Source organism: Arthrobacter sp. 92 (genome assembly GCF_050260325.1).
Classification (GTDB): Bacteria; Actinomycetota; Actinomycetes; order Actinomycetales; family Micrococcaceae; genus Arthrobacter.
Genome location: NZ_CP189863.1, coordinates 1,633,360 through 1,659,431, shown reverse-complemented (window position 1 = coordinate 1,659,431; position 26,072 = coordinate 1,633,360). Strand labels below are relative to the sequence as shown.

Annotated in this window: 25 protein-coding genes; 11 read left to right on the top strand and 14 right to left on the bottom strand. The window is 66.2% G+C overall.

The features are described 5' to 3' along the window. The first annotated feature begins 22 nt into the window (after nucleotides 1–22). The gene (locus ACP4XC_RS07585; RefSeq protein ID WP_427174277.1) at nucleotides 23–634 is read left to right on the top strand and encodes a hydrogenase maturation protease; all 612 of its coding nucleotides are present in this window, start codon (nucleotides 23–25) and stop codon (nucleotides 632–634) included. A gap of 11 nt (nucleotides 635–645) precedes the next feature. Continuing rightward, nucleotides 646–903 carry a HypC/HybG/HupF family hydrogenase formation chaperone gene (locus ACP4XC_RS07580; RefSeq protein WP_427174276.1) on the top strand — a complete coding sequence of 86 codons (258 nt, stop codon included), beginning with the start codon at nucleotides 646–648 and terminating at the stop codon, nucleotides 901–903. A 13-nt stretch (nucleotides 904–916) separates the two neighbouring features. Here ACP4XC_RS07580 and ACP4XC_RS07575 read toward each other — a convergent pair whose 3' ends face one another. Further along, nucleotides 917–1,690, bottom strand: coding sequence for a DUF6390 family protein (locus ACP4XC_RS07575; RefSeq protein ID WP_427174274.1), 774 nt, complete (start codon nucleotides 1,688–1,690; stop codon nucleotides 917–919). Between the two features lie 254 nt (nucleotides 1,691–1,944). On the opposite strand from ACP4XC_RS07575, the gene ACP4XC_RS07570 reads away from it, so the two are divergent. From ACP4XC_RS07570 to ACP4XC_RS07560, 3 genes are read left to right on the top strand one after another with little or no spacing between them, the layout of a single operon-like run. Next, nucleotides 1,945–3,108, top strand: a complete 1,164-nt coding sequence (locus tag ACP4XC_RS07570; RefSeq protein ID WP_427174273.1) for an ABC transporter substrate-binding protein — start codon at nucleotides 1,945–1,947, stop codon at nucleotides 3,106–3,108. Continuing rightward, complete coding sequence (locus ACP4XC_RS07565; RefSeq protein WP_427174272.1) at nucleotides 3,098–4,174, top strand: FecCD family ABC transporter permease; 1,077 nt, start codon at nucleotides 3,098–3,100, stop codon at nucleotides 4,172–4,174. Before ACP4XC_RS07570 ends, ACP4XC_RS07565 begins: the two co-directional genes overlap by 11 nt. Further along, nucleotides 4,167–4,916, top strand: coding sequence for an ABC transporter ATP-binding protein (locus tag ACP4XC_RS07560; RefSeq protein WP_427174271.1), 750 nt, complete (start codon nucleotides 4,167–4,169; stop codon nucleotides 4,914–4,916). Before ACP4XC_RS07565 ends, ACP4XC_RS07560 begins: the two co-directional genes overlap by 8 nt. 79 nt (nucleotides 4,917–4,995) lie before the next feature. On the opposite strand, the gene ACP4XC_RS07555 is transcribed toward ACP4XC_RS07560, so the two are convergent. Next, entirely contained in the window at nucleotides 4,996–6,336 is a 1,341-nt protein-coding gene (locus ACP4XC_RS07555; RefSeq protein WP_427174270.1) for a cation:dicarboxylate symporter family transporter, read from the bottom strand. A gap of 153 nt (nucleotides 6,337–6,489) precedes the next feature. On the opposite strand from ACP4XC_RS07555, the gene ACP4XC_RS07550 reads away from it, so the two are divergent. Together ACP4XC_RS07550 and ACP4XC_RS07545 are read left to right on the top strand one after the other, a co-directional pair. After that, nucleotides 6,490–8,160 (top strand): sensor histidine kinase, encoded by a 1,671-nt coding sequence (locus ACP4XC_RS07550; RefSeq protein WP_427174269.1) that lies wholly within the window; start codon nucleotides 6,490–6,492, stop codon nucleotides 8,158–8,160. Continuing rightward, nucleotides 8,157–8,876: a response regulator gene (locus ACP4XC_RS07545; protein ID WP_427174267.1), complete on the top strand. Its 720-nt coding sequence runs from the start codon at nucleotides 8,157–8,159 to the stop codon at nucleotides 8,874–8,876. Before ACP4XC_RS07550 ends, ACP4XC_RS07545 begins: the two co-directional genes overlap by 4 nt. Before the next feature lie 30 nt (nucleotides 8,877–8,906). Here the strand turns inward: ACP4XC_RS07545 and ACP4XC_RS07540 are convergent, their stop codons facing one another. Then, on the bottom strand, nucleotides 8,907–10,808 hold the full coding sequence (locus tag ACP4XC_RS07540) for a propionyl-CoA synthetase (RefSeq protein WP_427174266.1): 1,902 nt from the start codon (nucleotides 10,806–10,808) through the stop codon (nucleotides 8,907–8,909). 175 nt (nucleotides 10,809–10,983) lie between these two features. On the opposite strand from ACP4XC_RS07540, the gene ACP4XC_RS07535 reads away from it, so the two are divergent. From ACP4XC_RS07535 to ACP4XC_RS07520, 4 genes are all read left to right on the top strand, one after another. After that, nucleotides 10,984–11,643, top strand: a complete 660-nt coding sequence (locus tag ACP4XC_RS07535; protein ID WP_427174265.1) for a GntR family transcriptional regulator — start codon at nucleotides 10,984–10,986, stop codon at nucleotides 11,641–11,643. Next, complete coding sequence (locus tag ACP4XC_RS07530; RefSeq protein WP_427174264.1) at nucleotides 11,636–13,156, top strand: MmgE/PrpD family protein; 1,521 nt, start codon at nucleotides 11,636–11,638, stop codon at nucleotides 13,154–13,156. The genes ACP4XC_RS07535 and ACP4XC_RS07530 overlap by 8 nt, the downstream gene beginning before the upstream one ends. Next, nucleotides 13,156–14,061, top strand: a complete 906-nt coding sequence (gene prpB, locus ACP4XC_RS07525) for a methylisocitrate lyase (RefSeq protein WP_427174262.1) — start codon at nucleotides 13,156–13,158, stop codon at nucleotides 14,059–14,061. The genes ACP4XC_RS07530 and prpB overlap by 1 nt, the downstream gene beginning before the upstream one ends. Before the next feature lie 68 nt (nucleotides 14,062–14,129). Then, the gene (locus ACP4XC_RS07520) at nucleotides 14,130–15,269 is read left to right on the top strand and encodes a bifunctional 2-methylcitrate synthase/citrate synthase (RefSeq protein WP_427174260.1); all 1,140 of its coding nucleotides are present in this window, start codon (nucleotides 14,130–14,132) and stop codon (nucleotides 15,267–15,269) included. Nucleotides 15,270–15,463: 194 nt separating this feature from the next. Here the strand turns inward: ACP4XC_RS07520 and ACP4XC_RS07515 are convergent, their stop codons facing one another. The 11 genes from ACP4XC_RS07515 to ACP4XC_RS07465 form a co-directional block, all read right to left on the bottom strand. Beyond that, nucleotides 15,464–16,435 (bottom strand): hypothetical protein, encoded by a 972-nt coding sequence (locus ACP4XC_RS07515; protein WP_427174259.1) that lies wholly within the window; start codon nucleotides 16,433–16,435, stop codon nucleotides 15,464–15,466. Beyond that, nucleotides 16,428–16,937, bottom strand: coding sequence for an RNA polymerase sigma factor (locus tag ACP4XC_RS07510; RefSeq protein WP_427174258.1), 510 nt, complete (start codon nucleotides 16,935–16,937; stop codon nucleotides 16,428–16,430). Before ACP4XC_RS07510 ends, ACP4XC_RS07515 begins: the two co-directional genes overlap by 8 nt. Nucleotides 16,938–17,005: 68 nt before the next feature. Then, nucleotides 17,006–17,494 carry an 8-oxo-dGTP diphosphatase gene (locus tag ACP4XC_RS07505; protein WP_427174257.1) on the bottom strand — a complete coding sequence of 163 codons (489 nt, stop codon included), beginning with the start codon at nucleotides 17,492–17,494 and terminating at the stop codon, nucleotides 17,006–17,008. 67 nt (nucleotides 17,495–17,561) lie between these two features. After that, nucleotides 17,562–18,602 carry a site-specific tyrosine recombinase XerD gene (gene xerD / locus ACP4XC_RS07500; RefSeq protein ID WP_427174256.1) on the bottom strand — a complete coding sequence of 347 codons (1,041 nt, stop codon included), beginning with the start codon at nucleotides 18,600–18,602 and terminating at the stop codon, nucleotides 17,562–17,564. Continuing rightward, on the bottom strand, nucleotides 18,575–19,237 hold the full coding sequence (locus ACP4XC_RS07495; RefSeq protein WP_427174255.1) for an NUDIX domain-containing protein: 663 nt from the start codon (nucleotides 19,235–19,237) through the stop codon (nucleotides 18,575–18,577). Before ACP4XC_RS07495 ends, xerD begins: the two co-directional genes overlap by 28 nt. A 27-nt stretch (nucleotides 19,238–19,264) precedes the next feature. Continuing rightward, nucleotides 19,265–21,073: a CTP synthase gene (locus tag ACP4XC_RS07490; protein ID WP_427174254.1), complete on the bottom strand. Its 1,809-nt coding sequence runs from the start codon at nucleotides 21,071–21,073 to the stop codon at nucleotides 19,265–19,267. Nucleotides 21,074–21,206: 133 nt separating this feature from the next. Then, nucleotides 21,207–22,946, bottom strand: a complete 1,740-nt coding sequence (recN, locus tag ACP4XC_RS07485; RefSeq protein WP_427174252.1) for a DNA repair protein RecN — start codon at nucleotides 22,944–22,946, stop codon at nucleotides 21,207–21,209. Nucleotides 22,947–22,949: 3 nt separating this feature from the next. Next, nucleotides 22,950–23,975 carry an NAD kinase gene (locus ACP4XC_RS07480; RefSeq protein WP_427174251.1) on the bottom strand — a complete coding sequence of 342 codons (1,026 nt, stop codon included), beginning with the start codon at nucleotides 23,973–23,975 and terminating at the stop codon, nucleotides 22,950–22,952. A 13-nt stretch (nucleotides 23,976–23,988) separates the two neighbouring features. Further along, nucleotides 23,989–24,801, bottom strand: a complete 813-nt coding sequence (locus tag ACP4XC_RS07475) for a TlyA family RNA methyltransferase (RefSeq protein WP_427174250.1) — start codon at nucleotides 24,799–24,801, stop codon at nucleotides 23,989–23,991. A gap of 2 nt (nucleotides 24,802–24,803) precedes the next feature. Further along, a complete protein-coding gene (locus tag ACP4XC_RS07470; protein ID WP_427174248.1) occupies nucleotides 24,804–25,070 on the bottom strand; it encodes a hypothetical protein in 267 nt (88 codons plus the stop codon). A gap of 9 nt (nucleotides 25,071–25,079) precedes the next feature. Further along, complete coding sequence (locus ACP4XC_RS07465; RefSeq protein WP_427174247.1) at nucleotides 25,080–26,069, bottom strand: HAD-IIA family hydrolase; 990 nt, start codon at nucleotides 26,067–26,069, stop codon at nucleotides 25,080–25,082. Nucleotides 26,070–26,072 lie beyond the last annotated feature (3 nt).

The window sequence follows — 26,072 nt, the reverse complement described above, 5'->3', positions numbered from 1 at the left end:
GACGGAACCGAAGGGACTGGACGTGACGAAGATACTCGTGGCCGGGGTGGGGAACATCTTCCTCAGGGATGACGGTTTCGGACCGGAAGTGGCGCGCCGCCTGGCATCGGAGGGCACCTCAGCCGCACCCTTTGATCCTGTTGACGGGATTGACGTGCGGGTAGAGGACTACGGAATCCGCGGGATGCACCTCGCCTACGATCTCCTGGACGGAGTTGATGCGCTGATCCTGGTGGATGCCGTTCCGGGCCGACCCGTGAGCGCCGGCGGCCCCGGACCCGGCAGCATCCGGGTCATGCGGATCCGCGGCGACGACCTGGAGGGTGAACAGGCGGACGGGGAGCATGGGGACGGGGATCACCCGGGCCGTGACTACCCGTCCGAGGAACCCGACGGCGGGAACCAGGCCGGTCTGGACCCCCACGGCATGGATCCCCTGGCCGTGTTACAGCGACTGCGCAGCCTGGGCGGCGCCCTCCCTGTGACCTACCTGGTGGGGTGCGTTCCTGCAAGCGTTGATGAGGGCATGGGGCTCTCCGACGAAGTCTCACGGGCAGTCCCAGAGGCAATGGATGCGGTCCGGAGGCTGCTGGCCCTGAACCCGGCCGGCGCGGCCGCGGCCCAAAGCAAGTGAGGAGGGGAATCATGTGCCTGGGAATTCCCGGCAGGGTCATGGAAGTCCTGGACGGCTACAACGGCCAACTGGCCCTGGTGGACGTGGCCGGGGTTCAGCGGAAAGTCAATATTGGGCTGCTGGAGGACGGTCCGGTGGAACCGGGAACCTGGGTGCTGATCCACATGGGTTTCGCGTTGGAACGCGTGGACCAGAACGGCGCCGACCAGGCAATGTCGGGTCTCGAACTGATGGGCCGCGGACCGGACAGCGGTGAGCCCCTAACGTAGCTGGCAGCACCGCTCAATGCTCCAGCGCGATCGCCGTTCCGCGGTGCTCCACACCGGAATTTGCGATCTTCAGGTGGCGGTCAAAGTAATGCCGCAGCCTTGCGAGCTGCCGCGGCGACAACCGGTCGCACACCCAGTCCCAGTGCAGGGAGACAATGTCGCCGGGTGCCAGGTCGTTGACGAAACCGCTCCCGGCCACGGCGTACTTGGCCGTCTCCATCACGGCGTCTCCGAGCGAGAGCGCCACTCCGTCCCAGCGGAGGGGCCGGGACCGTACCAGGACTTCATCGCCGGTCACCGCCACCACCTCGCCCCAGCGGATGCGGCACTGATCGAGCACGGCGAGCGCTGTGGCCGAGCGCCGGTCATCGCGCAGGAGTCCCAGCCACGGGTAAATCTCGAGCACATGGAAGCTGTGGTGCGGGACGCCTCCGGCCAGCACTCCCTCCATCAGGTGCGGGAACTGATGACCGGTACGGGCGCGGAACCGGTCCTCCATGGAATTGCCGATGTTCCTCACACCCACGGAGTCCAGCAATGCGTTCCCCACCCAGTAGGCCTCAACCACCCGGTAGTCCAGCGGATCCGGCGTGCCTGTGGCTCCGGCTATGAGTTCCAGGTAGGGCCAGGCACCGGCAAACCCCTTGGCCAGTTCCCGCAGTCCCGGATCCGTAATGCCCGACTGACCATAGTGGAGGAGGGCGTCGCTGTCCTCGGGGCCGCAGCTGCCCCTGGAGTTGGGCGGATAGGCATACCGCACGAACAACTGCGCACCATTGACCAGCATCCCGTGGCCTCCGTCCCAAGGACTCGATTCGCAGGGCTCCGATCGACAGGGGCCTCGACTCACAGGGGCTCCGATTCACACGGATTAGTGTGAGGCTAGCACCGCCCACCCGGCACAACAACGGCCGTTTGGCAGGGATTGACACCCGCTCGACAGGGGGCGGATCCTGTGAGGAACTGCCGCACCAAACGGGCTGCCACTGTTGCCATGGCTCGAGCGGTCGTTCTGTGTTGTCCTTCCGGGGAGGTGGGCCGATGAGCAGTCCCGAATCGAGTCGGCGGGCACTGCTGACGGCGGCCCTGTACGGTGCGGGGGCGGTACTGCTGACCTCCTGCGGCGAAGGCAACGCCTCCCCTCCGGCGTCGGCCCCGCCTGCCTCCGACACCTCCGACACCGCCGCCGAGGCACGGATACGGGTGACTGACCAGCGCGGAAAAGCCCTTGAGTTCGACCGCCAGGTCACGCGGGTGGTCACCATCCCCATGCCCGCCGCCTCGCTGCTGGCCGCCGTCGACCGTGGCACCGGCCATTTGGCCGGGATGCACAACGCCTCCTGGGTGGCCATGCGGGACGGCGCCATGGGCACCATGTTCCCCGAGGCACTGAAGATCCCCCATGACATCGCAACAACCGACTTCACCCCCAACGTCGAAAGCATCCGGGCACTGGATCCCGACGTCGTGGTCCAATGGAGCGATTCGCAATTGACTGCCCCGCTGGAGGAGGCCGGGATGAAGGTCCTGGGGATCAAGAACACAGGGACCCAGCAGGACGTGGACACCTGGATGTCGCTTTTCGCGGCCATGCTGGGCCAACCGGACCGGGCCGTGCAGATGAAAGCGCGCAGCGACGAGGAACAGCGGGCCATCAGGGCCGAGGCTCAGGGCCGCCGCTCCCCCGCCCCGGCCATCATCTACTTCAACAGGTTCAGCGGTGGCCTCAAGGTGGCCGGACAGTCCAGCTACAACGACTTCTACATCAAACTTGTAGGCGGCAGCAATCCGGCAACGGGTCCCCATGGCCTCACGGGCAGCGGGATGGTAGGGGTGGACGTCGAACAGGTCCTCGCGTGGGACCCGGATATCATCCTGCTGGGAAATTTCGACGATGCCATGCCCAATGACCTGTACTCCAATCCGGTGTGGCAAAGCGTCTCCGCGGTGAAGTCGCGCCGCGTCTACAAGGTTCCGCTGGGCGGCTACCGGTGGGACCCGCCCGGCCAGGAGTCGCCACTCATGTGGCGCTGGCTCAGCGATATCAGCTTCCCTTCCGTGCAGCCGTCCTCGCTGCGGGCAAAAATCGACGGCTACTTCGATTTCCTTTACGGACACAGGCCAACACGTTCCGAAACGGACAAGATCCTGTGGAACGAAATCAACGGCCAGTCGGCCAACTACGGGCAATTCAATGCTTCGTGAGGCGTCCGACGCCTCCCCCGGCACAGCGCTCGGGCAGGCGCCGGCATCCTGGGGCCGCAGCATAGGTCCGCCCGTGGTTGCCGGCGTGGTCCTCGCAGCTGTGGCGGCCCTGGCGCTGGCGAGCGGCCGCTACAACGTGCCCTTGGCGCATGTCATGGAGATCCTTGCCTCGCGGGTGGCGCCATTGACGTCCAGCGTTTCGGGCGCCGAACAAAACGTGGTGCTGCTCGTCAGGCTTCCCCGCGTACTGCTGGCCCTGCTGGTGGGAGGCGGCCTGGCAATCGGAGGAGCGGCACTGCAGGCGGTCTTCCGTAATCCGCTGGTCAGCCCGGAGGTCATCGGAGTGTCATCGGGCGCCTCTTTCGGTGGCGCGCTGGCGCTGCTGCTGGGACTTGGACCGGGGCTTCTGGTGGGTGGATCGTTCGCCTTCGGCCTGCTGGCACTGGCCACGCTGTTCCTGATCACATCCGGCCGCGGCGGCGCCCACATGCTGATGGTCGTGCTCGGCGGGATCGTCACGGCGTCGTTCTTTTCCGCTCTCGTTGCCTTGGTGACGTACGTGGCGGACCCCTTCACCACGCTGCCCGCCATCGTCTTCTGGCTGCTGGGAAGCGTCGCCACGGCCACGTGGGCGAAGGTGTCCGTGGCCCTGATCCCTGTCGCAGCGGGCACCGCCGTGTTGCTGGCATTGCGCTGGCGCGTCAATGTGCTTTCGCTTGGCGACGACGACGCCGCCTCACTGGGGCTCCGCCCGCGTCCGCTTCGCTGGCTGATCCTTGCGGCAGTGGCCCTGATCGTGGCCGGAGCGGTTGCGGTCAGCGGCGTCATCAGCTGGGTCGGGCTGGTGATACCGCACCTGGCGCGCATGTGGGTGGGGCCGGACCACCGGGTCCTGCTTCCGGTCTCGTTCCTCCTGGGCGGGGCTTACCTCATCGCGATCGACACCATCGCGCGCACCGTCACTGCCGGCGAGATCCCGCTGGGTGTCCTCACGGCGCTGGTTGGGGCGCCCGTCTTTTTCCTGCTGCTGCGCCGCAACCGCGAGAGGATCTGGGACGGTGCTTGAGCTGCGCGGGGCCGGTTTCGGCTACACACCACGGAACTGGATATTCCGGGATGTCAGCTTTTCGGTGCCCCCCGGCACAGCCACCGCGGTCCTGGGCCCCAATGGCAGCGGCAAGACCACCCTGGTGCGGTGCGCGGCAGGGCTTTTGCCGGTCCGGGACGGCACGGTCCACCGGTCCAGGGCCGCCGGCTATGTACCCCAGGCGCGCGGAAGCACGTTCGGCTACCCGGCCCTGGACATGGTGGTGATGGGCCGCGCCCGCAGGATCGGGGTCTTCAGTTCCCCGGGAAAACACGACAGGGCGGCTGCGCTGCAAGCCATGGACCGCGTAGGCATCGCAGGACTCGCCCACCGGCTGTTTCCCACACTCAGCGGAGGCGAACAGCAGCTGGTCCTGATCGCCCGGGCAGTGGCCGGAGGATCTCCGTTGCTTGTCCTGGACGAGCCGTCCACCGGCCTGGACCTGAAAAACCAGGCACGCGTGCTCGGGCTCCTGCGCGACCTCAGGAGCAGCGGGATGTCGCTGCTGCTCAGCACCCATCACCCCGAACATGCGCTGTACCTGGCTGATTCTGTGGTTCTCCTGGGCCCCACCGGGGTCCTCACAGGCGCGGCCTCGACGCTGCTGACGGACTCCCAGCTCTCGGAGCTGTACGGCGTTGGCGTGAGCATGTTGACCTACGACGACGGCGGCACCTCCCGCCGCACCGTGGTCACCCGCTACGGCCCCGGTGGCGACTGACTGCGGACGCGGCAACGCCCGGGAGCGTGGCTCCCGGGCGTTGCCGCGGATTGGGACGTGTTAGTCCTTCAGGCCAGGCTCAGGCGTGGGCCGGAACTGGCTGCACGGTGGCTTCGTGCCCTGCGTGGTGGCCGGCGATCATGGTCTGCTCGTCGAAAGGCAGTGCGCCCGAGAGGACGCGGTCCACCTGTCCGCCGTCGATTTCCTTGACCCATGTGCCGATCAGGACCGTGGCCACGGCATTGCCGGTGAAGTTGGTCAGCGCGCGGGCCTCGGACATAAAGCGGTCGATACCCACGATCATGCCCACGCCGCCCAGCAGCTGCGGGGCATGTGCCTGGAGTCCGGCGGCCAGGGTGGCCAGGCCTGCACCCGACACACCTGCGGCACCCTTGGACGCAATGATCATGAAGATCAGCAGGGAAATCTGCGCGCCGAGGTCCAGCGGGGTGCCCATGGCGTTGGCCACAAACAGGGAGGCCATGGTCAGGTAGATGGCCGTGCCGTCCAGGTTGAAGGAGTAGCCGGTGGGGACCGTTACGCCGACGACCGGCTTGGACACTCCCAGGTGTTCCATCTTGGCGATCAGGCGCGGCAGGGCAGCCTCGGAGGAGGACGTGGAGAAGATCAGCAGGTATTCCCGGCCGAGGTACTTCATGAGCTTGAAGATGTTGACGCCCGCCACGACTTGGAGAATTCCACCAAGAATGACCACGATGAACAGGGCGCACGTGATGTAGAAAGCCACCATGAGCGTGAACATGCTCACGATCACCTGGAACCCGGTGGCCCCGACCACCGCGGCGATGGCGCCGAAGGCACCGATGGGAGCCAGCCACATGACCATGATCAGGATGCGGAAGACGAGGGCCTGGCCGTGGGCGATCGCCTTGAGGATCGGCGCACCCTGGGTGCCCATCTTTTGAAGCGCGAAACCAACCAGGATGGCGGCCAGCAGGGTGGGCAGCACCGGAATGTCGCCGGGAATGATGCCCAGCAGGAAGTCGACGGTGCTGTCCGCGGCGGCCTTCTTGTTGGGGTCGTAGGCGCTCAGCTTGAGCCCCTCGCCGGGGTGGACGATGTTGCCCACCACAAGGCCGATGGCCAGCGCGAACGTGGACATAACGACGAAGTAGCCCAGAGCCAGTCCGCCGACCTTGCCCACGGTGGCGGCTTTGGCGATGGAACCGATGCCAAGGACGATGGTGCAGAAAATGACCGGTGCGATCATCATCTTGATCAGCTTGATGAATCCGTCACCGAGGGGCTTGAGGTTCTTGCCCACCTCCGGGAACATCAGTCCGACCACTGCGCCGAGGACAACGGCGGCGATGACGGCGATGTAGAGATAATGGGTCTTGTCGAGCCTTTTGCGCCCAGCCGTGGCTGGCGAGGGTGACTCTCCTCGTTGAGAAGCCATGATGTGTCTCCTTATGGATAATCTGGAAGACGTTGCGGCACAGTCTCTGGGCTCTTCACGTCGGTCCGGTGTGATATCCATCATTAGGCACGGGGTGACCTGGCTCACCGTTGCGTTCATATTGGTCATGGAAGGTACTCGTGGAAGGTTTTGATGAGGCATAAGTGGAGCATCGCGCGCCGCCTGTTCGTGGCGCATCTGCTGTTTATGCTGGCGCTGACCACCATCGTCGGCACGGCCACCTTCATCGACGCCCGTGACCACGCCTACGATGAGGCCGGACGCCGGATGACCGGCGTCGCCACCGCAGTGGCCGACAACCCCCTTGTCCTGCAGGCTGCATCCACGAAGGACCCCTCAGCCCAGCTGCAGCCCTATGCCCGGAAGGTGATGCATGACGCCGGCGCGGATTTCATCACCATCATGGCACCTGACCGGACCCGGTGGACCCATCCCAACGACGAAGAGCTGGGCAAGCCCTACATCGGTTCCATTGATGCCGCCCTGAAGGGACAGGTCTTCACCGAAATTACCGCCGGAACGCTCGGACCGTCTGTCCGGACCATCGCCCCGGTGAAGGACCAGGCAGGGAACGTGAAGGCCCTGGTGGCGGCCGGAGTGACCGTGGGGACCGTGGACGTGGCCGTGTCCGGCAGGCTGCCGGCCCTGCTGGCCATCGCCTTTGCGCTGCTGTTGGGAGGGTCGGTGGCCTCCTGGCTGCTGGGCCGGTACCTGCGCACTGTCACCCGCGGCTGGGGCCCCGAACAGCTCGCCCAGCTCTTCGCCTACTACGAATCCGTGCTGCACTCCGTCCGGGAAGGCGTCATTCTCGTGGACCCGAAGGGCCGCGTGGTGATGTACAACGATCAGGCCGCGGAGCTCCTGGGACTGGCACCGCAAACCCCGGGCAGCGGCCGGAGCGAGCCGCCGCTGCTGACTGACCTCCCCGTGGCTGAGAGCCTGAAGGATCTCTTCGAATCCGGCCGGACCACGCGGGATGAGATCCATGTCTCCGGGCCCCGGCTCCTCGTGGTGAACCAGGGCCCAGCCGTGGGCCCGCCTGCCGCCGGGCGTCAGCGTCCGGCGGTGTTCGGAACCGTGGCCACCATCCGCGACCGCACGGAGATCGAGTCGCTCGGCAGCGAGCTGGAGAGCCTTCGCACCCTCTCCGATGCCCTCCGCGCGCAAACCCACGAGCACGCCAACCGGCTGCACACCATGGTTTCCCTGATGGAACTGGGCCGTGCGGATGAGGCCCTGGATTTCGCCACGAAGGACCTGGAGCTAAGCCAACGGCTCACCGACGAGATGGTCCACTCCATCGAGGAGCCAATCCTGAGTGCCCTGTTGATGGGCAAGATGGCCGAGGCCCACGAACGGGGCGTGGAACTGGACCTGAGGGCCAGCGGTTCGGCCGAGTTGGCGGGCCTGGCTGTCCAGGACCTGGTGACGATCCTGGGCAACCTGTTGGATAACGCTATTGATGCCGCCGCCGGCGCCGACGCCCCCAAGCGGGTGGAGCTTGCCGTGGAGACCAGCGCCGAGGGCCTGGACATCACCGTTCAGGATTCCGGCCCCGGCATAGATCCCGCATCCGTGGACGATGTCTTCCGTCACGGGTTCAGCACCAAGGCGGCGGGCAAGTTCGGCCGTGGGCTCGGCCTGGCGCTGGTCCGGCAGGCCGTGCACCGGCTGGGCGGCTCCATGGCCATCAGCAACCATGGCGGCGCACATTTTCATGTGTTCCTCCCCGCGGCGGGTCCGGAAGGTCCGGCCAAGGATGCCAACCGCGGCGCCTCCGCTGCCATCAAGGAGCCTTCATGACCGATATACGCGTCCTGGTTGTTGAGGATGAGCCCATAGCCGCGGCGGCCCACGCGGCGTATGTGGGACGGCTTGAGGGTTTCTCCCTTGCCGGCACCGCTCCCGATGGGCAGTCCGCCCTCCGGTTACTGGCCGAATTCTCCGCTGCCGGAAACCCCGTGGAGCTGGTGCTGTTGGACATGAACCTGCCGGATCTGCACGGGCTGGACATTGCCCGGCGGATGCGGGCCTCGGGACTCTTCGCGGACATCATCGCCATCACCGCTGTGAGGGAGCTCAATATCGTTCGCAGCGCCGTGGCCATCGGGGTGGTCCAGTACCTGATCAAGCCATTCACGTACGCCACGTTTGCGGACAAGCTGGGCAGCTACCGGCTCTTCCGGGAACAGCTCGCCTCCACGGGAGCAGGCGGCGGCAAGGCCGGAGCCTCCCAGAGCGACGTCGACCAGGCGTTCGCGAGCCTGCGGGCGCCGTCGGAGCTGCCCCTTCCCAAGGGACTGGCAACATCAACGCTGGACGCGGTGAAAGACTTCATGAAGCGGCAGGACCGCGCCGTTTCAGCCAGCGAGGTGATGGAAGTGCTGGGAATGTCCCGGGTGACCGCGCGGCGGTACCTGGAGTACCTCGCGGATGCCGGAACGCTCTCCCGGACCGCGCGCTACGGAGCCCCCGGCCGGCCGGAGAACGAATACCGCTGGCTCCGGCCGACGTCCTAAGACTCCTGCTCCACAAAGGACGCGTCCGCCCTATTCCCCCGCCGCGGCGGGGCGAAGGGTCTCGATGAGCTGGTCGATCACGCCGGCGTCTTCGATGGTGGACGGCACCACATAGTCGTCGCCGTCCGCGATCTGCCGCATGGTCTTGCGCAAGATCTTTCCGGAGCGGGTCTTGGGCAGGGCTTCCACGACGGTGACGTGCTTGAAGTCCGCCACCGCTCCGATGTCCCGGCGGACCAAAGCGATGAGGTCCTTGACCAGGATTTCCTCGGGAACCTCCACGCCGGATTTGAGCACCACATAGCCGCTGGGGCGCTGGCCCTTGAGCGGATCCGCGATGCCGATGACGGCGCATTCAGCGACCGCCGGATGCTGACCGATCACCTGTTCCATCGCGCCGGTGGAGAGCCGGTGGCCGGCGACATTGATGATGTCGTCGGTGCGGCCCATCACATACAGGTACCCGTCTTCGTCCCGGTAGCCGGAGTCGCCGGTGGCGTAGAAACCCTCGAACGCCTGCAGGTAGGAGGAAATGTAGCGTTCGTCGTTACCCCAAAGCGTGGTCAGCGTGCCGGGCGGCAGCGGAAGTTCCAGGACGATGTTTCCTTCCGTCCCCGCCTCCACGTCCTCTCCGCTGCCGTCCACTATTTTCAACCGGAAGCCCGGCATGGGGACGCTCGGCGAGCCCGCCTTGATGGGCAGCTCGTCCAGGCCCCGCGGATTGGCGCAGATCGCCCACCCCGTTTCGGTCTGCCACCAGTGGTCCACCACCGGGACACCCAGGATCCTGGAGGCCCAGTGGAAGGTGTCGGTGTCCAGCCGTTCGCCGGCGGCAAAGAGGGTGCGCAATGTCGAGATGTCGTACTTTTCGAGCAGCTTCGCCTCGGGGTCGGCCTTCCGGATGGCCCGCAGGGCGGTCGGCGCAGTGAAAAGCACGTTGACCTTGTGGTCCTGGATCACCCGCCAAAACGCTCCGGCATCCGGGGTGCCCACCGGCTTTCCTTCGTAGATCACGGTGGTGGCACCCGCCAGCAGCGGACCGTACACGATATAGGAATGGCCCACCACCCAGCCGACGTCGGAGGCGGTCCACATGACGTCTCCGGGGCCGACGTCGTAAATGTTCTGCAGGGTCCAGCTGAGTGCCACCCCATGGCCCCCGTTGTCCCGGACCACGCCCTTGGGCGCGCCGGTGGTCCCCGAGGTGTAGAGGATGTACAGCGGGTCGGTGGCCTTGACGTCCACTGGCGCGGCCGGTTCGGCGCCGGCCATGGCGGTGTCCCAGTCCAGCCAGCCGGCGTGGTTGGCCGCCGAGGCCGCGAAGCCTTCCCTCGCCTTGACGAGGACCGGTATGTCCTGCGCTCCGGCGAGGCTGAGGGCTTCCGCGACGGCGGGCAGGTATTCGATCCGGCGGGAGGGCTCGATGCCCCCGGACGCCGTGAGAACAGCCTTCGGGGCTGCGTCCCGGATGCGGGCGGCGAGTTCCTTGGGGGCAAAGCCGCCGAAGACCACGGAGTGGACGGCCCCTAGGCGCGCGGTGGCCAGCATGGCGATGGCGGCTTCGGGAATCATCGGCATGTAGATCACCACGCGGTCACCCTTGCCCACGCCCTGGCTGCGCAGGACCCCGGCGAACCGGGCAACCAGGTCCGTCAGTTCGGCGTAGCTGTAGCTCCGTTGCACGCCCAGCATGGCGGAGTCGTAGATCAGCGCGTCCTGATCGCCCCGGCCTTCCTCGACGTGGCGGTCCAGGGCGTTGAAGCAGGTGTTGAGGACCCCGTCCGGGAACCAGCCGTACAAGGGCGCCCTGCTGGAGTCCAGGGCACGCTGCGGGGGCGAAGACCAGGCGAGCGCGGCCGCGGCTTCCAGCCAGAACTCCGCGGGCTTCTCCAGACTGCGCGCGTAGCTCTCCCGGTAGTTCTTGGTAACCATGAAATGAATCCCGTCCACGACGTTGTGATGCTGCCCATGGTAGCCCGACGTTTCGGAACCACACAAGAGCCAATGTATACAGGGCTGGCATCTTTATCCACGTTTTCCGGGAATTGCTGGGAAAATTCACCCGGGATGTATACACTGGACACCGTCAACCAATGAAGGAGGCAGGATGCGCGCAAGCGACAGGGCCTATGCGGCCCTCCGCGACGACATCATCGAATGGCGCCTCCAGCCCGGGACGGTGCTCGCCGAAGTTGAGCAGTCAGAACGCCTCGGCATCTCGCGCACACCGTTGCGGGAGGCCCTCAGCCGGCTCACCGCAGAGGGACTGACGACGGCGGCAGGCGGCCGCGGCGTCGTCGTCACCGACATCTCGCTGGAGGACATCGACGAACTCTTCGAGCTCCGCGAAACCCTGGAGGGCAAGGCGGCGGCATTGGCCGCTGAACGCGGGGATGCCGCAACGTTTGAACAGTTGCGGCTCGAACTGCTGCAGGCGCCGGAACTAATCAGCGGCGCCGACCCCGCACGCCACGACTACTACGCCCTTGTGGGCCGTCTGGACGCTGCCATCGACGCCGCGATCTCCAACTCCTACCTCGCCCAGGCGATGCGGAGCCTGCGCGTGCACCTGGTCCGGGTCCGCAGGCTGGCGGCGGACGACGCGGAACGCCTCACCGCAGCCGCGGCCGAGCACGCCGCCATCGCCGAAGCCATCGCAGCCGGCAATCCACGGCTGGCCGAAGCCGCCACCACCGTGCACCTGCACCGAAGTCTTTCCCACGTCAAAGCCACACACACACCGCAGCAAGAGGAGCACCATGGTTAAGGAACACCACGTCCGCGTTTACAAGAGCGAGGAAAACCTCCCGCGCGAGGACCAGCTAGCCTACAAGATCGCGAAGGTCGCGGCAGACCCCGTGGCCGTGAGCGACGAGGTCACTGACATGGTGATCAACCGGGTCATCGACAACGCGTCCGTGGCCATCGCATCCCTGAACCGTGCCCCCATCGTGGCCGCCCGCGCGCAGGCCCTGACCCATGGCCTCACCACCGGGGGCAAAGGCTCGAAGGTGTTCGGGATCGACGAGCGCGTGGCGCCCGAATGGGCCGCGTGGGCCAACGGGGTGGCGGTGCGTGAACTCGACTACCACGACACCTTCCTCGCCGCGGACTACTCCCACCCGGGCGACAACATTCCGCCGATCCTCGCCGTCGCCCAGCACGTCGGCTCCAGCGGCCAGGACCTCATCCGCGGCATCGCAACCGGCTACGAAATCCAGGTCAACCTGGTCAAGGCCATCTGCCTGCACAAGCACAAGATCGACCACGTCGCGCACCTGGGCCCCTCGGCCGCCGCCGGCATCGGCACCCTCCTGGGCCTCGAGGTCGAGACCATCTTCCAGTCGATCGGCCAGGCGCTGCACACCACCACCGCCACCCGGCAGTCCCGCAAGGGCGAGATCTCGACATGGAAGGCACACGCCCCCGCGTTCGCCGGCAAGATGGCTGTTGAATCCGCGGACCGGGCCATGCGTGGGCAGACCTCCCCCGTGCCGATCTACGAAGGCGAAGACGGCGTCATCGCGTGGATGCTCGACGGCCCCGACGCCAACTACACGGTGCCCCTGCCCGAGGCCGGCGAAGCCAAGCGCGCCATTTTGGACACCTACACCAAGGAGCATTCCGCCGAGTACCAGGCACAGGCCTGGATCGACCTCGCCCGGAAGCTGCACGGCGAACACCCCGAGGTTACGGACCCGGCCAACGTTGAGTCTGTGCTGATCAAGACCAGCCACCATACCCACTACGTGATTGGCTCAGGCGCCAACGATCCCCAGAAGTACAGCCCCACCGCGAGCCGCGAAACCCTCGACCACTCCATCCCGTACATCTTCACCGTTGCCCTGCAGGATGGCGCCTGGCACCACGTGGATTCCTACGCGCCCGAACGTGCCGGCCGCCCGGACACCGTGGAACTGTGGCACAAGGTCACCACTGTCGAGGATCCGGAATGGACCCGCCGCTACCACTCCCTGGACATTTCCGAGAAGGCCTTCGGCGGTTCCGTGGAGATCACGCTCAAGGACGGCACGGTCCTCACCGACCAGATCGCCGTGGCCGACGCCCACCCCCTGGGCGCCCGTCCGTTCGCGCGGGAACAGTACGTCAACAAGTTCCGCACCCTCGCTGCCGGCCTCGTGGCCGAGGAGGAAATCGAACGCTTCCTGGCCGCCGCCGCCCGGCTCCCCGAACTTGCCGCCGGCGAGCTGGACCAGCTCAACATCCAGGCCGCGGAAGGCGTCATCGACCTTTCAGCGGCCCCGAAGGGACTCTTCTGATGCTGTACTCCAAAACCACCCCGGAGCAGAAGCGGCTCCGTTTCCGCGAGCTCCTTGCCGCCGGCACCATCACACAGTTCCCGGGGGCCTTCAACCCGCTCTCGGCGCGGCTGATCGAGGAAAAGGGTTTTGACGGCGTGTACATTTCCGGCGCCGTCCTGGCCAACGACCTTGGGCTGCCCGACATCGGTCTCACCACGCTGACCGAAGTGGCCACCCGGGCCGGACAGATAGCCCGCATGACCGACCTGCCCTGCATGGTGGATGCCGATACCGGCTTCGGCGAGCCCATGAATGTTGCCCGCTCAATCCAGGAACTTGAGAACGCCGGCCTGGCCGGGTGCCACATCGAGGACCAGTTCAACCCGAAGCGCTGCGGCCACCTGGACGGCAAGAACGTGGTGGACCTGGATACCGCCACTAAGAGGATCCGGGCCGCGGCCGACGCCCGGCGGGATCCGAACTTCCTGATCATGGCCCGCACGGACATCCGCGCCACCGACGGCCTCCAGGCCGCCCAGGACCGGGCAAAGGCGCTCGTGGAGGCCGGCGCGGATGCCATCTTCCCCGAAGCCATGAAGGACCTGAGCGAGTTCCAGGCCATCCGCGACGCCGTGGACGTGCCCATCCTGGCCAACATGACCGAGTTCGGCCAGAGCGCGTTGTTCACGGTGGACGAGCTGGCCGGTGTTGGCGTGAACATGGTGATCTACCCGGTGACGCTCCTCCGTAGTGCCATGGGCGCCGCGGAGCGTACTCTGGAATCGATCAAGTCTGACGGAACCCAGGAGGCACAGGTAGAGAACATGCTGACCCGTGCGCGGCTGTATGACCTTGTGGACTACGAGGCCTACAACCGCTTTGACACCGGGGTCTTCAATTTCAAGATTCCCGGTACCAACTGACATCCCCCAACCATCCCGGACTTCCGGCTCCGGCCGGCATACAGGCATAGGAACGAAGGAGTTTCAGCATGGCTGAAAATGAGATCAAAAAGGGCCTCGCCGGCGTCGTGGTGGACTACACCGCCGTCTCCAAGGTCAACCCGGACACCAACTCGCTGCTGTACCGCGGCTACCCCGTGCAGGAGCTGGCCGCCCGGTGCAGCTTCGAGGAAGTGGCCTACCTGCTGTGGAACGGCGAACTGCCCACCGCGGAGCAACTCGCGGAGTTTACTGCCAGGGAACGCGCCGGACGCGCCCTGGATCCGGTGGTCAAGCAGGTGATCGACGCGCTGCCGCTCACCTCGCACCCGATGGATGTCTGCCGTACGGCGGCCTCCGTCATGGGCGCGCGGCACCCGCTGGCGGAGGACTCCTCCCGCGAGGCGAACCTGGCCAAGGCCATTGACTTGTTCGCTGCGATGCCGGCCGTGGTGGCCTACGACCAGCGGCGCCGCCACGGCCAGGACGTGGTGGAACCCCGCGAGGACCTCGGCTACGACGCGAACTTCCTGTGGATGACGTTCGGCGAGGAGCAGGTGCCGGACGTGGTGGACGCGTTCAACGTGTCCATGATTCTTTATGCCGAGCACTCCTTCAACGCCTCCACGTTCACCGCACGCGTGATCACCTCCACGCTGTCTGACCTGCACTCGGCGGTAACGGGTGCCATCGGCGCCCTCAAGGGGGCGCTCCACGGCGGGGCCAACGAAGCGGTGATGCACACCTTCGACGAGATCGGGATCCGGCCGGAGGAGTCACTCGAGGAAGCCGCCGCGAGGGCAAAGGCATGGATGGAGGACGCCCTGGCCCACAAGAAGAAGGTGATGGGCTTCGGGCACCGGGTGTACAAGCACGGCGACTCCCGCGTGCCCACCATGAAGGCCGCGCTGGACAAGATGATTGCGCATTATGGCCGTCCCGAGCTGTTGGGGCTGTACAACGGGCTCGAAACAGCCATGGATGAGGCGAAGGGGATCAAGCCGAACCTCGATTACCCAACGGGGCCCACCTACCACCTCATGGGATTCGACACCGCCACCTTCACTCCCCTGTTCGTGGCGAGCCGTATCACCGGCTGGACCGCCCACATCATGGAGCAGTTGGAATCAAACTCCCTGATCCGGCCGCTGAGCGAGTACAACGGCGTGGAGGAACGGCACCTGCCGTAGACGGGGCCGTCTGCGGAACGTCCGCCCCCAGGCGGAATCTGACAGGCGGAAATTGGCAGGCACAAACGCGGGCCGGTCACCTGAAGAGGGTGACCGGCCCGCGTTTGTACCGCCTGCCGTTTTGCCTGCCGTCAGGGTGCTGGCGTCAGCCCGTCACGTGCAGTCTGATGATCATCTCCCTCAGCTTCCTGCGCTCAGCCTTGCCCATATAGTCCCTGGACCGGATGCACGGCGAGGGAGATCAGCATCCGCTTGACGTCCTGGTACTCCTGCGTCTGCATGTACGCCTTGGCCTCAGCCACGCTGGCGAAGGAGAGGGCGGCCTCATTGCCGTCAGGGGTGAGCCACACGGCGTCCCCGAAATGCACGAAGGGCATGTTGTCCGGGCCCAGGATGCCGTTGTACAGCCCGCACGTGGTGGTGCCCGGAGCGAGTTCCATGTCGTTCAGGGCCATGGATCCATAGACCTTGTCGGATTGGATGACCCGAAAGACGAACGCAGACGGGCCGAGGGGATGTTCTTTGAGTTTGTCCGCCTTTTGCGGGATGTCGAGCACAACTGAATCCAGGGTCGAGAACGGCTTCGGTTCCGGGCAGGCCGGCCCTCCCGTTCCCTCGTAGGCCAGGGTAAGGGTTGACATTTTTTTACCGTCGGGATTCTTCACCTCAACGACGTTGTACGAGCCCCCTTGGATCGTTTGCGGCATCTGGGAGACGGTCCAGCTCGCGGGGAGTTCAAACGTGGCCTGGCCGGTCGCGTCCGTGAAAGTCGTCCAGGCGGACTGAGCGGCCGGCGGGGCCGCGCTCGTCGGCGCCGGCGTGGACGCCGAGGCAGATGCCGACACGCCCGGCGAGGCAGTCGGGGAACCAGCCGTTGGAGCCGCAGTGCCTGCGGGTGAAGGAGGCATGGTCAGGGATCCCAGATGAGTGGCCACCAGGACACCGGCCGTAACAGCGGCCGCGGCGAGGGTCATGGCGACGGCCAGCCTGGCCCGCCGGTGCTTCCGGTCCTCGAACCGCACCACGCTGGCAGGCAGACTATGGATGAACTCCCCGGGTTCGGCGAGCATCCGGCGCAACGCCGCCTCGCCGTCGGGCGCGGACGTCTCGTGGCGCACAGGGTCCGTTGCGGAAATCATGTCCTTGATCGGATCCATCTCAGGCACCCATCTTTTGTGTCGAGGTTTTAGCACTGGCCGGCATGTGCTTGCGAAAAGCGGCCCGGGCCCGGTGCAGCCGGACCTTGGCGGCCGACTCGCTGCATTGCAGCACGCCCGCAATGTCCGCGATGCTCAATTCATCCCAGTAGGCGAGCTGGAGGATATCCTGATCCGTCTCCCGCAGGGCGGCCATGGCATCCTGGACCGCCACGTACTCTGGCCCGTCGCCGGACAACACAGCGGCCGCTGAGCGCAGCTTGTCCTGGAGCGCCCGTTGCCGGTCCCGGCTGCGGTACGCATTCCCGATAAGGTTGCGGGCCACCGTCAAGAGCCACACCGTGTCCGTCCGCTGCGCGTCATCCCATTTCTGCCACACCACCCGGTATACATCCGCGGCAAGTTCCTCGGCGAGCTCGGCCGATTCCACCCGCCGCCTCACAAATCTGTAAACCCGCGGATAGCTGTCCTTATGAACGGCGATGAACGCCAATTCGCGCTCCGAAAGCACACGTCCCCCCAATAAGAAGTGTCCGAACTGCTGGATAACTGTATTGTTTCCGGCTGCCCGGGCCGGGGTTACAGGCCCCGCACAGAATAGTCCGCAGTGGCCACGGTCTCGTTGTCATCGTTCAGGGTGATGACGGCCTCCACGATGCCCTCCCCCAAGGCCAGCGGCAGCCAGTGCTCCGCATCCTGCCACATGCGCTCCAGCGGCAGAGACGCCACGTGGAACCACTCCGGGACGATTTCCTGGCTTTCGACAGGGTCGCCCGTCCAGCGGCGCGCGGTGAACAGGCTCGTGGACATGTTCCACTCCGGCCGGGCAGGAAAGATGAATTCAACCAGACCGGCAACGCGCAGATCGTCCTCCGTGACCACGATTCCGGCTTCCTCGAAGACTTCCCGGCAGGCAGCCTCGGCATCGGACTCCCCTGGTTCCACGTGGCCGCCCAGCCCCACAATTTTTCCGACGCCGAAGCCGGTCTTCTTCATGCCGAGCAGGACCTGCGTACCGGCAGTTCCGTCGCGTAACAGGAAGCACAAAGTGACCGCTGTCGAGTTCATGAATCCACCCTAGCGCCCGGCCGCGGTGGCAGTGGCTGCCCCGCCGCAGGAATGCCGCGGACCGGTATTAGCCCAGGGCGCGGGGGTGTGCGGCAGCGTAGACCTCGCGCAGGGTATCGGCTGTGACCAGCGTGTAGACCTGCGTGGTGGTCACAGAGGCGTGCCCCAGCAGTTCCTGGACAACCCGGACGTCGGCTCCCCCCTCCAGAAGGTGTGTGGCGAACGAGTGCCGGAGCGTGTGCGGAGAGACGTCCTTGCTGATGTTGGCCTTGTCCGCCGCGGCCTTCAGAATGGTCCAGGCGCTCTGCCTGCTGATTCTTCCGCCGCGGGCGTTCAGGAAGAGCGCCGGGGTGCCCTTGCCCTTCGCCGCCAGCAGCGGCCTGCCACGGACCAGGTACGCGTCCAGCGCCCGTGCCCCGAAGGACCCCAAAGGCACCAACCGCTCCTTGGACCCCTTGCCGAACAGCCGCACGATGGCGGGTCCTGGCTGCTCCGGCTGCAGCGAAATATCGTCCACGTCCAGTCCGACGGCCTCGCTGATCCGGGCTCCGGTGGAGTACAGGAATTCGAGCAGTGCGCGGTCCCGGAGCCCGGTGGCGGTATCGGTGCCGGCGGCCTCAAGGATTCTGGTGACCTCGTCGACGCTGATGGCCTTGGGGAGCCGCCTGCCGGGCATGGGCGGGTGGACGTCACTGGCGGCATCCGCCGTCGTTATTCCTTCCAGCGCCCAGAACTTGTGCAGGCCGCGCACGGCAACCACGGTCCTGGCCGCCGACCGGACCCCCAGCGTCGAGCCGCCGTCGGATCCGTCCGATAATGCCTGAACAAAGCCGGTCACGTGGTGCCGCGTCACATCCGCAGGCTGGCGGACGTCCCTGGCAGCGAGGAAAGTGGCGTAGCGCGCCAGGTCCCGGCGGTAAGCCGAGAGGGTGTTGGCCGCGAGTCCCCGCTCCACGCCCACGTGCTGCAGGTAGTCGGTGATGGCGCGGTCGATCGCATTGCGGGGCCGGGTCGCAAGGCTGGAAGGATCCTCCCGAACCGGCCGTGCCGGCTGCTCCGCCTCGGGAGTGACCGTGGTCATCAACGCTGGCTGGGGTGAGCCGGCCAAGGGGCGTCGGCAGGGCGCAGACTCTTGAAATCGTCCGCGCGGGCCGCTGCAGCAGCGAGAATACCGACGACGGCGGACGGGTTGTGCAGGCGGCCGTCCAACACCGCGGCCACGGCGTCGTCGAGCCGCGTCCAGTGAAACTCGATCTCCGCCTCCTCGTCCGTGCGGACGTGGAGCTCGTGGTGGGGAACCGCGCTGAGCCCACGGGCCAGATAGATCCGGATAGCCTCGCTGGAGGAGCCCGGCGAGTTGAAGAAATCGGCCAGGACGTTCCAGGTTGAGGCGATAAGGTCCGCTTCCTCGGCGAGCTCCCTGGCAGCCCCTGCCACAAAGTCCTCGCCCTCGACGTCAAGCAGCCCGGCGGGGATTTCCCACAGGTCCATGCCCACGGGATGCCGGTACTGCTTCATCAGCAGGATCTCACCGGCATCGTTCATGGGCAGGACGGCCACAGCGCCCGGGTGGTCGATGTAGTCGCGAACCAGTTCGTCCCCGTGCTCACTGAGCTGGAAACTGTCACTGACAACATCCCAGATGCGGCCCTGGTAGACCTTCTGGGAAGACAAAAGACGGCGCGGGCTCGGGGCATCCGAAACCTGCCGTGCAGCACTGGGGGTTTCAGACATACCGGGCATCGCGCCGTCCTTCGATTGAGCTGGGAACTACTTTGAGGCCACCGTGTTTGGGGCCTCTGCCTTTGGGGCCGCTGCGCTTGATGACTTGCGGGCGCCGGCGGTCACCGGGGCGCCCGGCAGCGTGGCAAGACTGTCCTCAGCCTTCTGGTGCTCCAGCGCAGCTTTCACGAGACCCGCGAACAGCGGGTGCGGCCGGGTGGGCCTGGAACTGAGTTCCGGGTGCGCCTGGGTGGCCACGTAGTACGGGTGGACCTCGCGGGGAAGCTCCACATACTCCACCAGCTTGCCGTCCGGCGACGTTCCGGAAAACACCAGGCCTTGGGCAGCAATCTGCTCGCGGTACTTGTTGTTGACCTCGTAGCGGTGGCGGTGGCGTTCGCTGACCTTCGTGGTGCCGTAGGTTTCGGCGATGACGGAACCCTCGTCCAGCTTGGCCTCGTAGAGGCCCAGGCGCATGGTGCCGCCGAGGTCGCCCTTGCCGTCAACGATGTCCAACTGCTCTTCCATGGTGGCGATCACCGGGTACTTCGAATCCGGTTCGAATTCGCTGGAGGATGCGCCCTCGAGGCCAACGACGTTCCGGGCGTATTCAATAACCATGCACTGAAGTCCCAGGCAGAGTCCGAGGACCGGCAGTTTGGTTTCACGGGCAAATTTCAGGGCGCCCAGTTTGCCTTCGAGTCCGCGGATGCCGAAACCGCCGGGAACGCAGATGGCGTCCACTCCGGAGAGGGAGCTGACCGCACCTTCGTGGGTCTCGCATTCGTCCGAGGGCACCCAGCGGATCTTGACCTTCGTGTCGTTGGCGAAGCCGCCGGCACGAAGCGCCTCCGTGACGGAGAGGTACGCGTCCGGGAGGTCGATGTACTTGCCGACCAGTGCGATCTCAACTTCATGCTTCGGGTTGTGGACGGCTTCGAGGAGTTTGTCCCAGCTTGTCCAGTCAACGTCCTTGAACGGCAGGTCCAGGGCACGCACGATGTAGGAGTCCAAGCCCTGCCTGTGCAGCGTCTTGGGGATGTCGTAGATGCTGGGAGCGTCCGGGCAGCCGATGACGGCGTCGATGTCGACATCGCACATCCGGCCGATCTTGTCGCGCATTGGCTGGGGCACCTCGCGGTCGGAGCGGATGACAATCGCCTCGGGCTGGATCCCGATGGAGCGAAGCGCAGCCACGGAATGCTGCGTCGGTTTGGTCTTCAGTTCCTGGGACGGTCCGATGTAGGGAACCAGGGACACATGCAGGAAGAAGACGTTGCCGCGGCCGATGTCCTGGCGGACCTGGCGGGCCGACTCCAGGAAGGGCTGCGACTCGATGTCGCCGACGGTTCCCCCGATTTCGGTGATGATCACATCGGGGGCGTTCTTGCCTTCGGCGGGCAGGCGCATGCGGCGCTTGATCTCGTCCGTGATGTGCGGGATGACCTGGACGGTGTCGCCGAGGTACTCGCCACGGCGTTCCTTGGCGATCACCGTTGAATAGACCTGGCCGGTGGTCACGTTGGCGGAGCCCTCAAGGTTCTCGTCGAGGAAACGCTCGTAGTGTCCGATGTCGAGGTCGGTCTCGGCGCCGTCGTCAGTGACGAAGACTTCGCCATGCTGGAAGGGGTTCATAGTGCCCGGATCCACGTTCAGGTAGGGATCGAGCTTCTGCATTGTTACAGACAAACCGCGTGCCCGCAGCAGGTGACCGAGGCTCGAAGCCGTCAGTCCCTTGCCTAGCGAGGACGCCACACCGCCGGTGACGAAGATGTGTTTGGTCGTCTTGGACGAACCCGGGAACCGGGAATTTACACGGGAATTTGATCGCTGCACCACGGAATTCGAGCCTATCATCAAATGAGCCTTCCACGGGTCGAATAACGGTTTCCCCAAATGCTCCAGTCTCCCCCGCCGTACGGCCTTGTTCAAGGTCTGGCGCGGGACCGGCTGGGCCCGGCCGCCCGGATGTGACCAGTCTCGCAGTACTTCAGGCGCGCTGTGGGAGCAGCTTGGCGTCGTCCAGCAATTCCTGGGCGTGGGCCTGGGCTGATTCGGAGTCTTCCTGGCCGGCAAGCATCCGGGCCAGCTCTTTGACCCGTTCCGCCTCATCCAGCAATTGCACGTCACTGGAGGTGAACCCGCTGGCGGTGGCCCCGTCGGAGCCGCGCACGGAGGTCTTGGTGACACGGATGTGCTGGTCCGCGAAAGCGGCCACCTGAGGAAGGTGGGTGACCACCAGCACCTGGACATGCCGGGCCAGCATGGCCAGGCGCCGCCCGATCTCCACCGCGGCGCGGCCGCCCACTCCTGCATCGACCTCGTCGAAGACGAACGTGGGGACGGGGTCCACGGCAGCCAGTACCACTTCGATGGCCAGCATCACGCGGGAAAGTTCACCCCCGGACGCGCCCTTGCCCAGCGGACGCGCCGACGCGCCGGAGTGCGGCTGGAGCAGGAACGCGATGTCATCGGCGCCGAACGGCCCCAGCTGACCGGCGGCCTCCACATTGATCACGAGTGTGGCATCGGCCATGGCCAGCGCCTTGAGCTCGGCGCTGACCCGTCCGGACAGGTCCTTGGCGGCCTTCTTTCGGGCCTTGGTAATGGCCCCAGCCTGCTTCCGGAGCTCGGCTTCGGCGCGGGACACTTCGGCGTCGAGGGCTTCGATCCGGGTGGAGTCATCCTGCAGTTCCTCGTACCGTGCCCGGGCTTCCCCGGCCCAGACGAGCACTTCGTCGATGCTGGGCGCGTACTTGCGGACCAGCTTGGCCAGCGCCGCACGGCGGTCCTCGATCTCCGCAAGCCGCTCAGGGCCTTCGGTGTCCAGCGCGGCCTGATAGCTGGCAAGCTCGGTGGCGATGTCACTGAGCAGGAAGCCGACTTCGGCCAGCCGGGCCGCCGCGGAGCCCAGTTCCTCATCGTGTTCGGCAACGTGTTCCAGGGTGCGCTTGGCGGCGTCCACCAGCGTGGTGGCGTCTCCACCCTCGCCGAAGTCCTCGGCGATCAGCGCCTGGTGCGCGGTGCTCGCCGCAATCCGCAGCTCCTCGACGTTGGCGAGCTTCACGGCCTCCGCCTTGAGCGCCTCGTCCTCCCCCGGCTGCGGGTCGACGGCGTCGATCTCAGCGAGGGCCGCCTCCAGGGATTCGGCCTCACGGAGCCGTTCCCGGGCGGCACTGCGGAGGGCGTCGAGCTCGGCCTGGCTGGCGTGCCAGTGGGCGTACAGCTCCTGGTACCGGACCAGGGTTCCGGCCAGCCCCACGCCGGCGAATTTGTCCAGGGCGCCGCGCTGGGCCACGGGGCTCTTAAGCCTGATTTGGTCCGACTGCCCGTGCACCACCACGAGGGTTTCACCGATTTCGGCAAGGACGCCCACGGGGGCGGCGCGCCCGCCAAGATAGGCCCGGCTGCGGCCGTCGGCTCCGACGCTGCGCGCCAGCAGCAGTTCAGCGCCGCCGTCGAACTCCTCGATGTCGGCTCCTGCCTCGCGGGCCCGTTCCACCGCGGCATGGCCGGCGTCGAGCCTGAGCACCGCCTCCGCGGAGGCGCTCTTCGCGCCGCTGCGCACGGCGCCGGCGTCGGACCTCGCACCGAGGAGGAGGCCGACGGCGGTCACCACCATGGTCTTGCCGGCACCGGTTTCACCGGTCACCACGCTTAGCCCGGGGCCCAGCGGCAAGGTGGCATCGGTGATGACGCCGAGGTCGCGGATTCTCAGTTCTTCAAGCATGGTTCACTTCGCAGTCGTTGGATCGTTGGTCCCGGGCTCTTCTTCGTGCCGGGAGGCTGAGGGCGGTGCCATGGGCCTGGGCGTACGAACGAGGGGCACCGGGCCGGTGTGAATGGCCTCGGACTGCGGCATGGGACCCCGCCAGCCGTGAATCGGCAGTTGGAATTTGCGGACCAGCCGCGCCGAAAACGGCGTCTGGTGCGTCCGGGCCAACCGTACGGGAGTTGCCGAACGGGTCACCTCCACACGCGCTCCCGGCGGGAGGTCAACGCACCGGCGGCCATCGCACCACAACACGCCCTGCGCGTCGGTCCGGTTCAGCACTTCCACGGCCAGCCTGGAGCGTGGTGAAACCACCAGCGGCTTGGCGAAGAGCGCGTGTGCGCTGATGGGAACAATCACCAGGGCCTCCACCTCCGGCCACACCACAGGTCCGCCGGCCGAAAAGGCGTAGGCCGTGGAGCCGGTGGGGGTTGCCAGCACCACTCCGTCGCAACCGAAGGAGGTCAGGGGGCGCTCATCCACTTCCGTGACCACCTCGAGCATCCGTTCCCGGTTGCCCTTCTCGATGGCGGCCTCGTTTAGCGCCCACGTGTGCCAGATCTTCTGGCCCCGCACCCAGACCTGAACGTCGATGGTCATACGCTCTTCCACGGTGTAGTCGCGGCTGGCAATCCATTCGACCGTCTGCGCCAGGTCGGCCCGTTCGCTTTCGGCCAGGAATCCCACGTGCCCCAGGTTGACGCCCAGCAGCGGCACGTCAACTTCCCGGACAAGTTCCGCCGCCCGGAGAATCGTGCCGTCTCCGCCCAGTACCATCACCAGTTCGACGTCGGGAAGCTGGACATGGTCGTGCAGAACCTCAACCGGGTGTTCGAGCCGGCCGAAGAAGTCCTCCATGTCCTCCAGTTCGGATTTTTGCATCACCGGCACGATGCCGGAGGAATGCAGTTGTTCGCACGCCTCCCAGGCAGCCTTCAGTGAATCCTCGCGGCCGGTGTGGGCAAGGACCAGTACACGCCTGCTCATCGGGTTCCGCTCTCTAATGGTTGGGCCAGATCGTTCCGAGCAATGCAGCAACGGCTGCGTCACGCTCTTCGATCTTAGGCAAATCGGTGGCTATCCCGCGCGTTATCCACAGGAAGTATTCGACGTTTCCATCCTGTCCCGGCAACGGGCTCGCCGCCAGGCCGCGCAATTCGAGTCCTGCATCCAGTGCGGCCGCGGCCACTTTTCCCACCGCCTTACGGCGCTCCAGCTCCGAGCTGACCACGCCGGTGCGTCCCAGCCGGTCCTTGCCGATCTCGAACTGCGGCTTGACCATCAGAACCAGGTCTCCACCTGGATCCGTGCATGCGGCCAGGGGCTGCAGCACCAGGGTCAGAGAAATGAAGGAAAGGTCGGCCACGGTCAGGGCCACCGTGCCGCCGATCTCCGCGGGTGTCATGTAACGGACGTTCATCCCTTCGTGAACCGACACACGGGAGTCATTCCTGATCTGGGCCACCAGTTGTCCGTGGCCCACATCCACCGCCACCACGCGTGCGGCGCCCCGCCTTAGCAGGACTTCGGTGAAGCCTCCCGTCGAGGCCCCCGCGTCAAGGCAGCGTTTGCCTTCCACCGTGACTTGGGGAAACGCATCAAGGGCCCCGGCCAGTTTGTGCCCGGCCCGGCTCACGTACGTATCCTCATCGCCCCCGGCAACCTGGAGGGCCGTCAGGTCATCGACCTGAACGGAGGCTTTGGCAAGCACAGTGCCGCCGGAGCTGACTTTGCCCTCGGCGATGAGCCGAGCGGCATGGGTGCGTGATCTCGCAAGCCCGCGGGTGACGAGCATCTGGTCCAGCCTTGCCATTTTCAGGCGACGCCGGAGGTGGTCGGGGGCACTTCATTCAGGGCGTCGAGCAGGGCATCGTGCAGGTCCGAGTAGGCAACCGCATGCTCGGCGACCGGCAGCCCGGGAACGGCGCCCAGCCGGCCCACCAAGGCACCGACCGACGCGTCGCGGTGCAACGCACCGGCGGCCCCGGCCTGGCTTGCCCCGTCGAGGTCCTCCGTGACGGGAGGCCAGCGGACCTCGGTCCGATCTGAGTCCGTTTCTGGATACGTGTTCAGCTCGGTCATGGTCCCAGTCTAATCAGTCAGCCACTCAAGGACCGGAGCCGTGGCCTTATCCGCCTTGGGGTTGGACGTCCACCATGCCGAGCAGGCGGCGCGCCAGGAGTCGAGGTCCTCCGGGTCGCCGGTGATCTGGACCGAGCCTTCACGCACCACGGCGGCGGAGGCGCCGCAACGGAATGTACCGCCGTCGTCCTCCACGGACGGGTACACGAGGTACAGGTCGCTGAGATCGTTTATCAGGTAGTCCGGACGTTCCGGTGCGCGGGCGGCCAGGATGGACTCCCGGGTGTCGACGCCGGTCAGCACGGCTACCGTGGCGAAGCCGGCATTGTTTCCGCCCAGGATGTCGGTGTCCAGCCGATCACCTACCACCAGCGGCCTTTCGGAGGACAGCCGCTTCGCCGCAGTGTGGAAGAGCGGAGCTTCCGGTTTGCCGGCAACCAGCGGCTTCTGGCCTGTTGCCGCGGTGACGGCGGCCACCAGGGTTCCATTTCCCGGCGCGATGCCCCGGGCCTGCGGGATGGACATGTCCGTATTGGTGGCAACCCACAGGGCGCCTCCGGCAATCACGTACGACGCCTCGGCGAGGTCCTTCCAGCCGATTTCGGGGCTGAAGCCCTGGACCACGGCCACCGGCTTTTCCTCCGCGCTGCGGACAGGTGTCAGCCCGGACAGCTCGACTTCGAGGGCGAGGGCGTCGCTTCCCGTAATGAGCACGCGCGCTCCCGGCGCGAGGAGTGTGGAAAGCAGCTCCCCCGCCGCCTGCGATGAGCTGACAACCTGGTGGTCTTCCGCCGGTGCGCCAAGCTCGCGCAGGTGCGCGGCCACCTGTGCAGGCGTACGCGATGCGTTGTTGGTCACGTAGCCGAGGCCGACGTCGATTCCTGCCAATTGCCGCAGAGCCTCAATGGCTCCCGGGATGGCGTGCGGACCGGCATAGACCACACCGTCGAGGTCGGACAGCAGGGCATCGAACATGGAGATCAGTGGAACATCCGGCATACC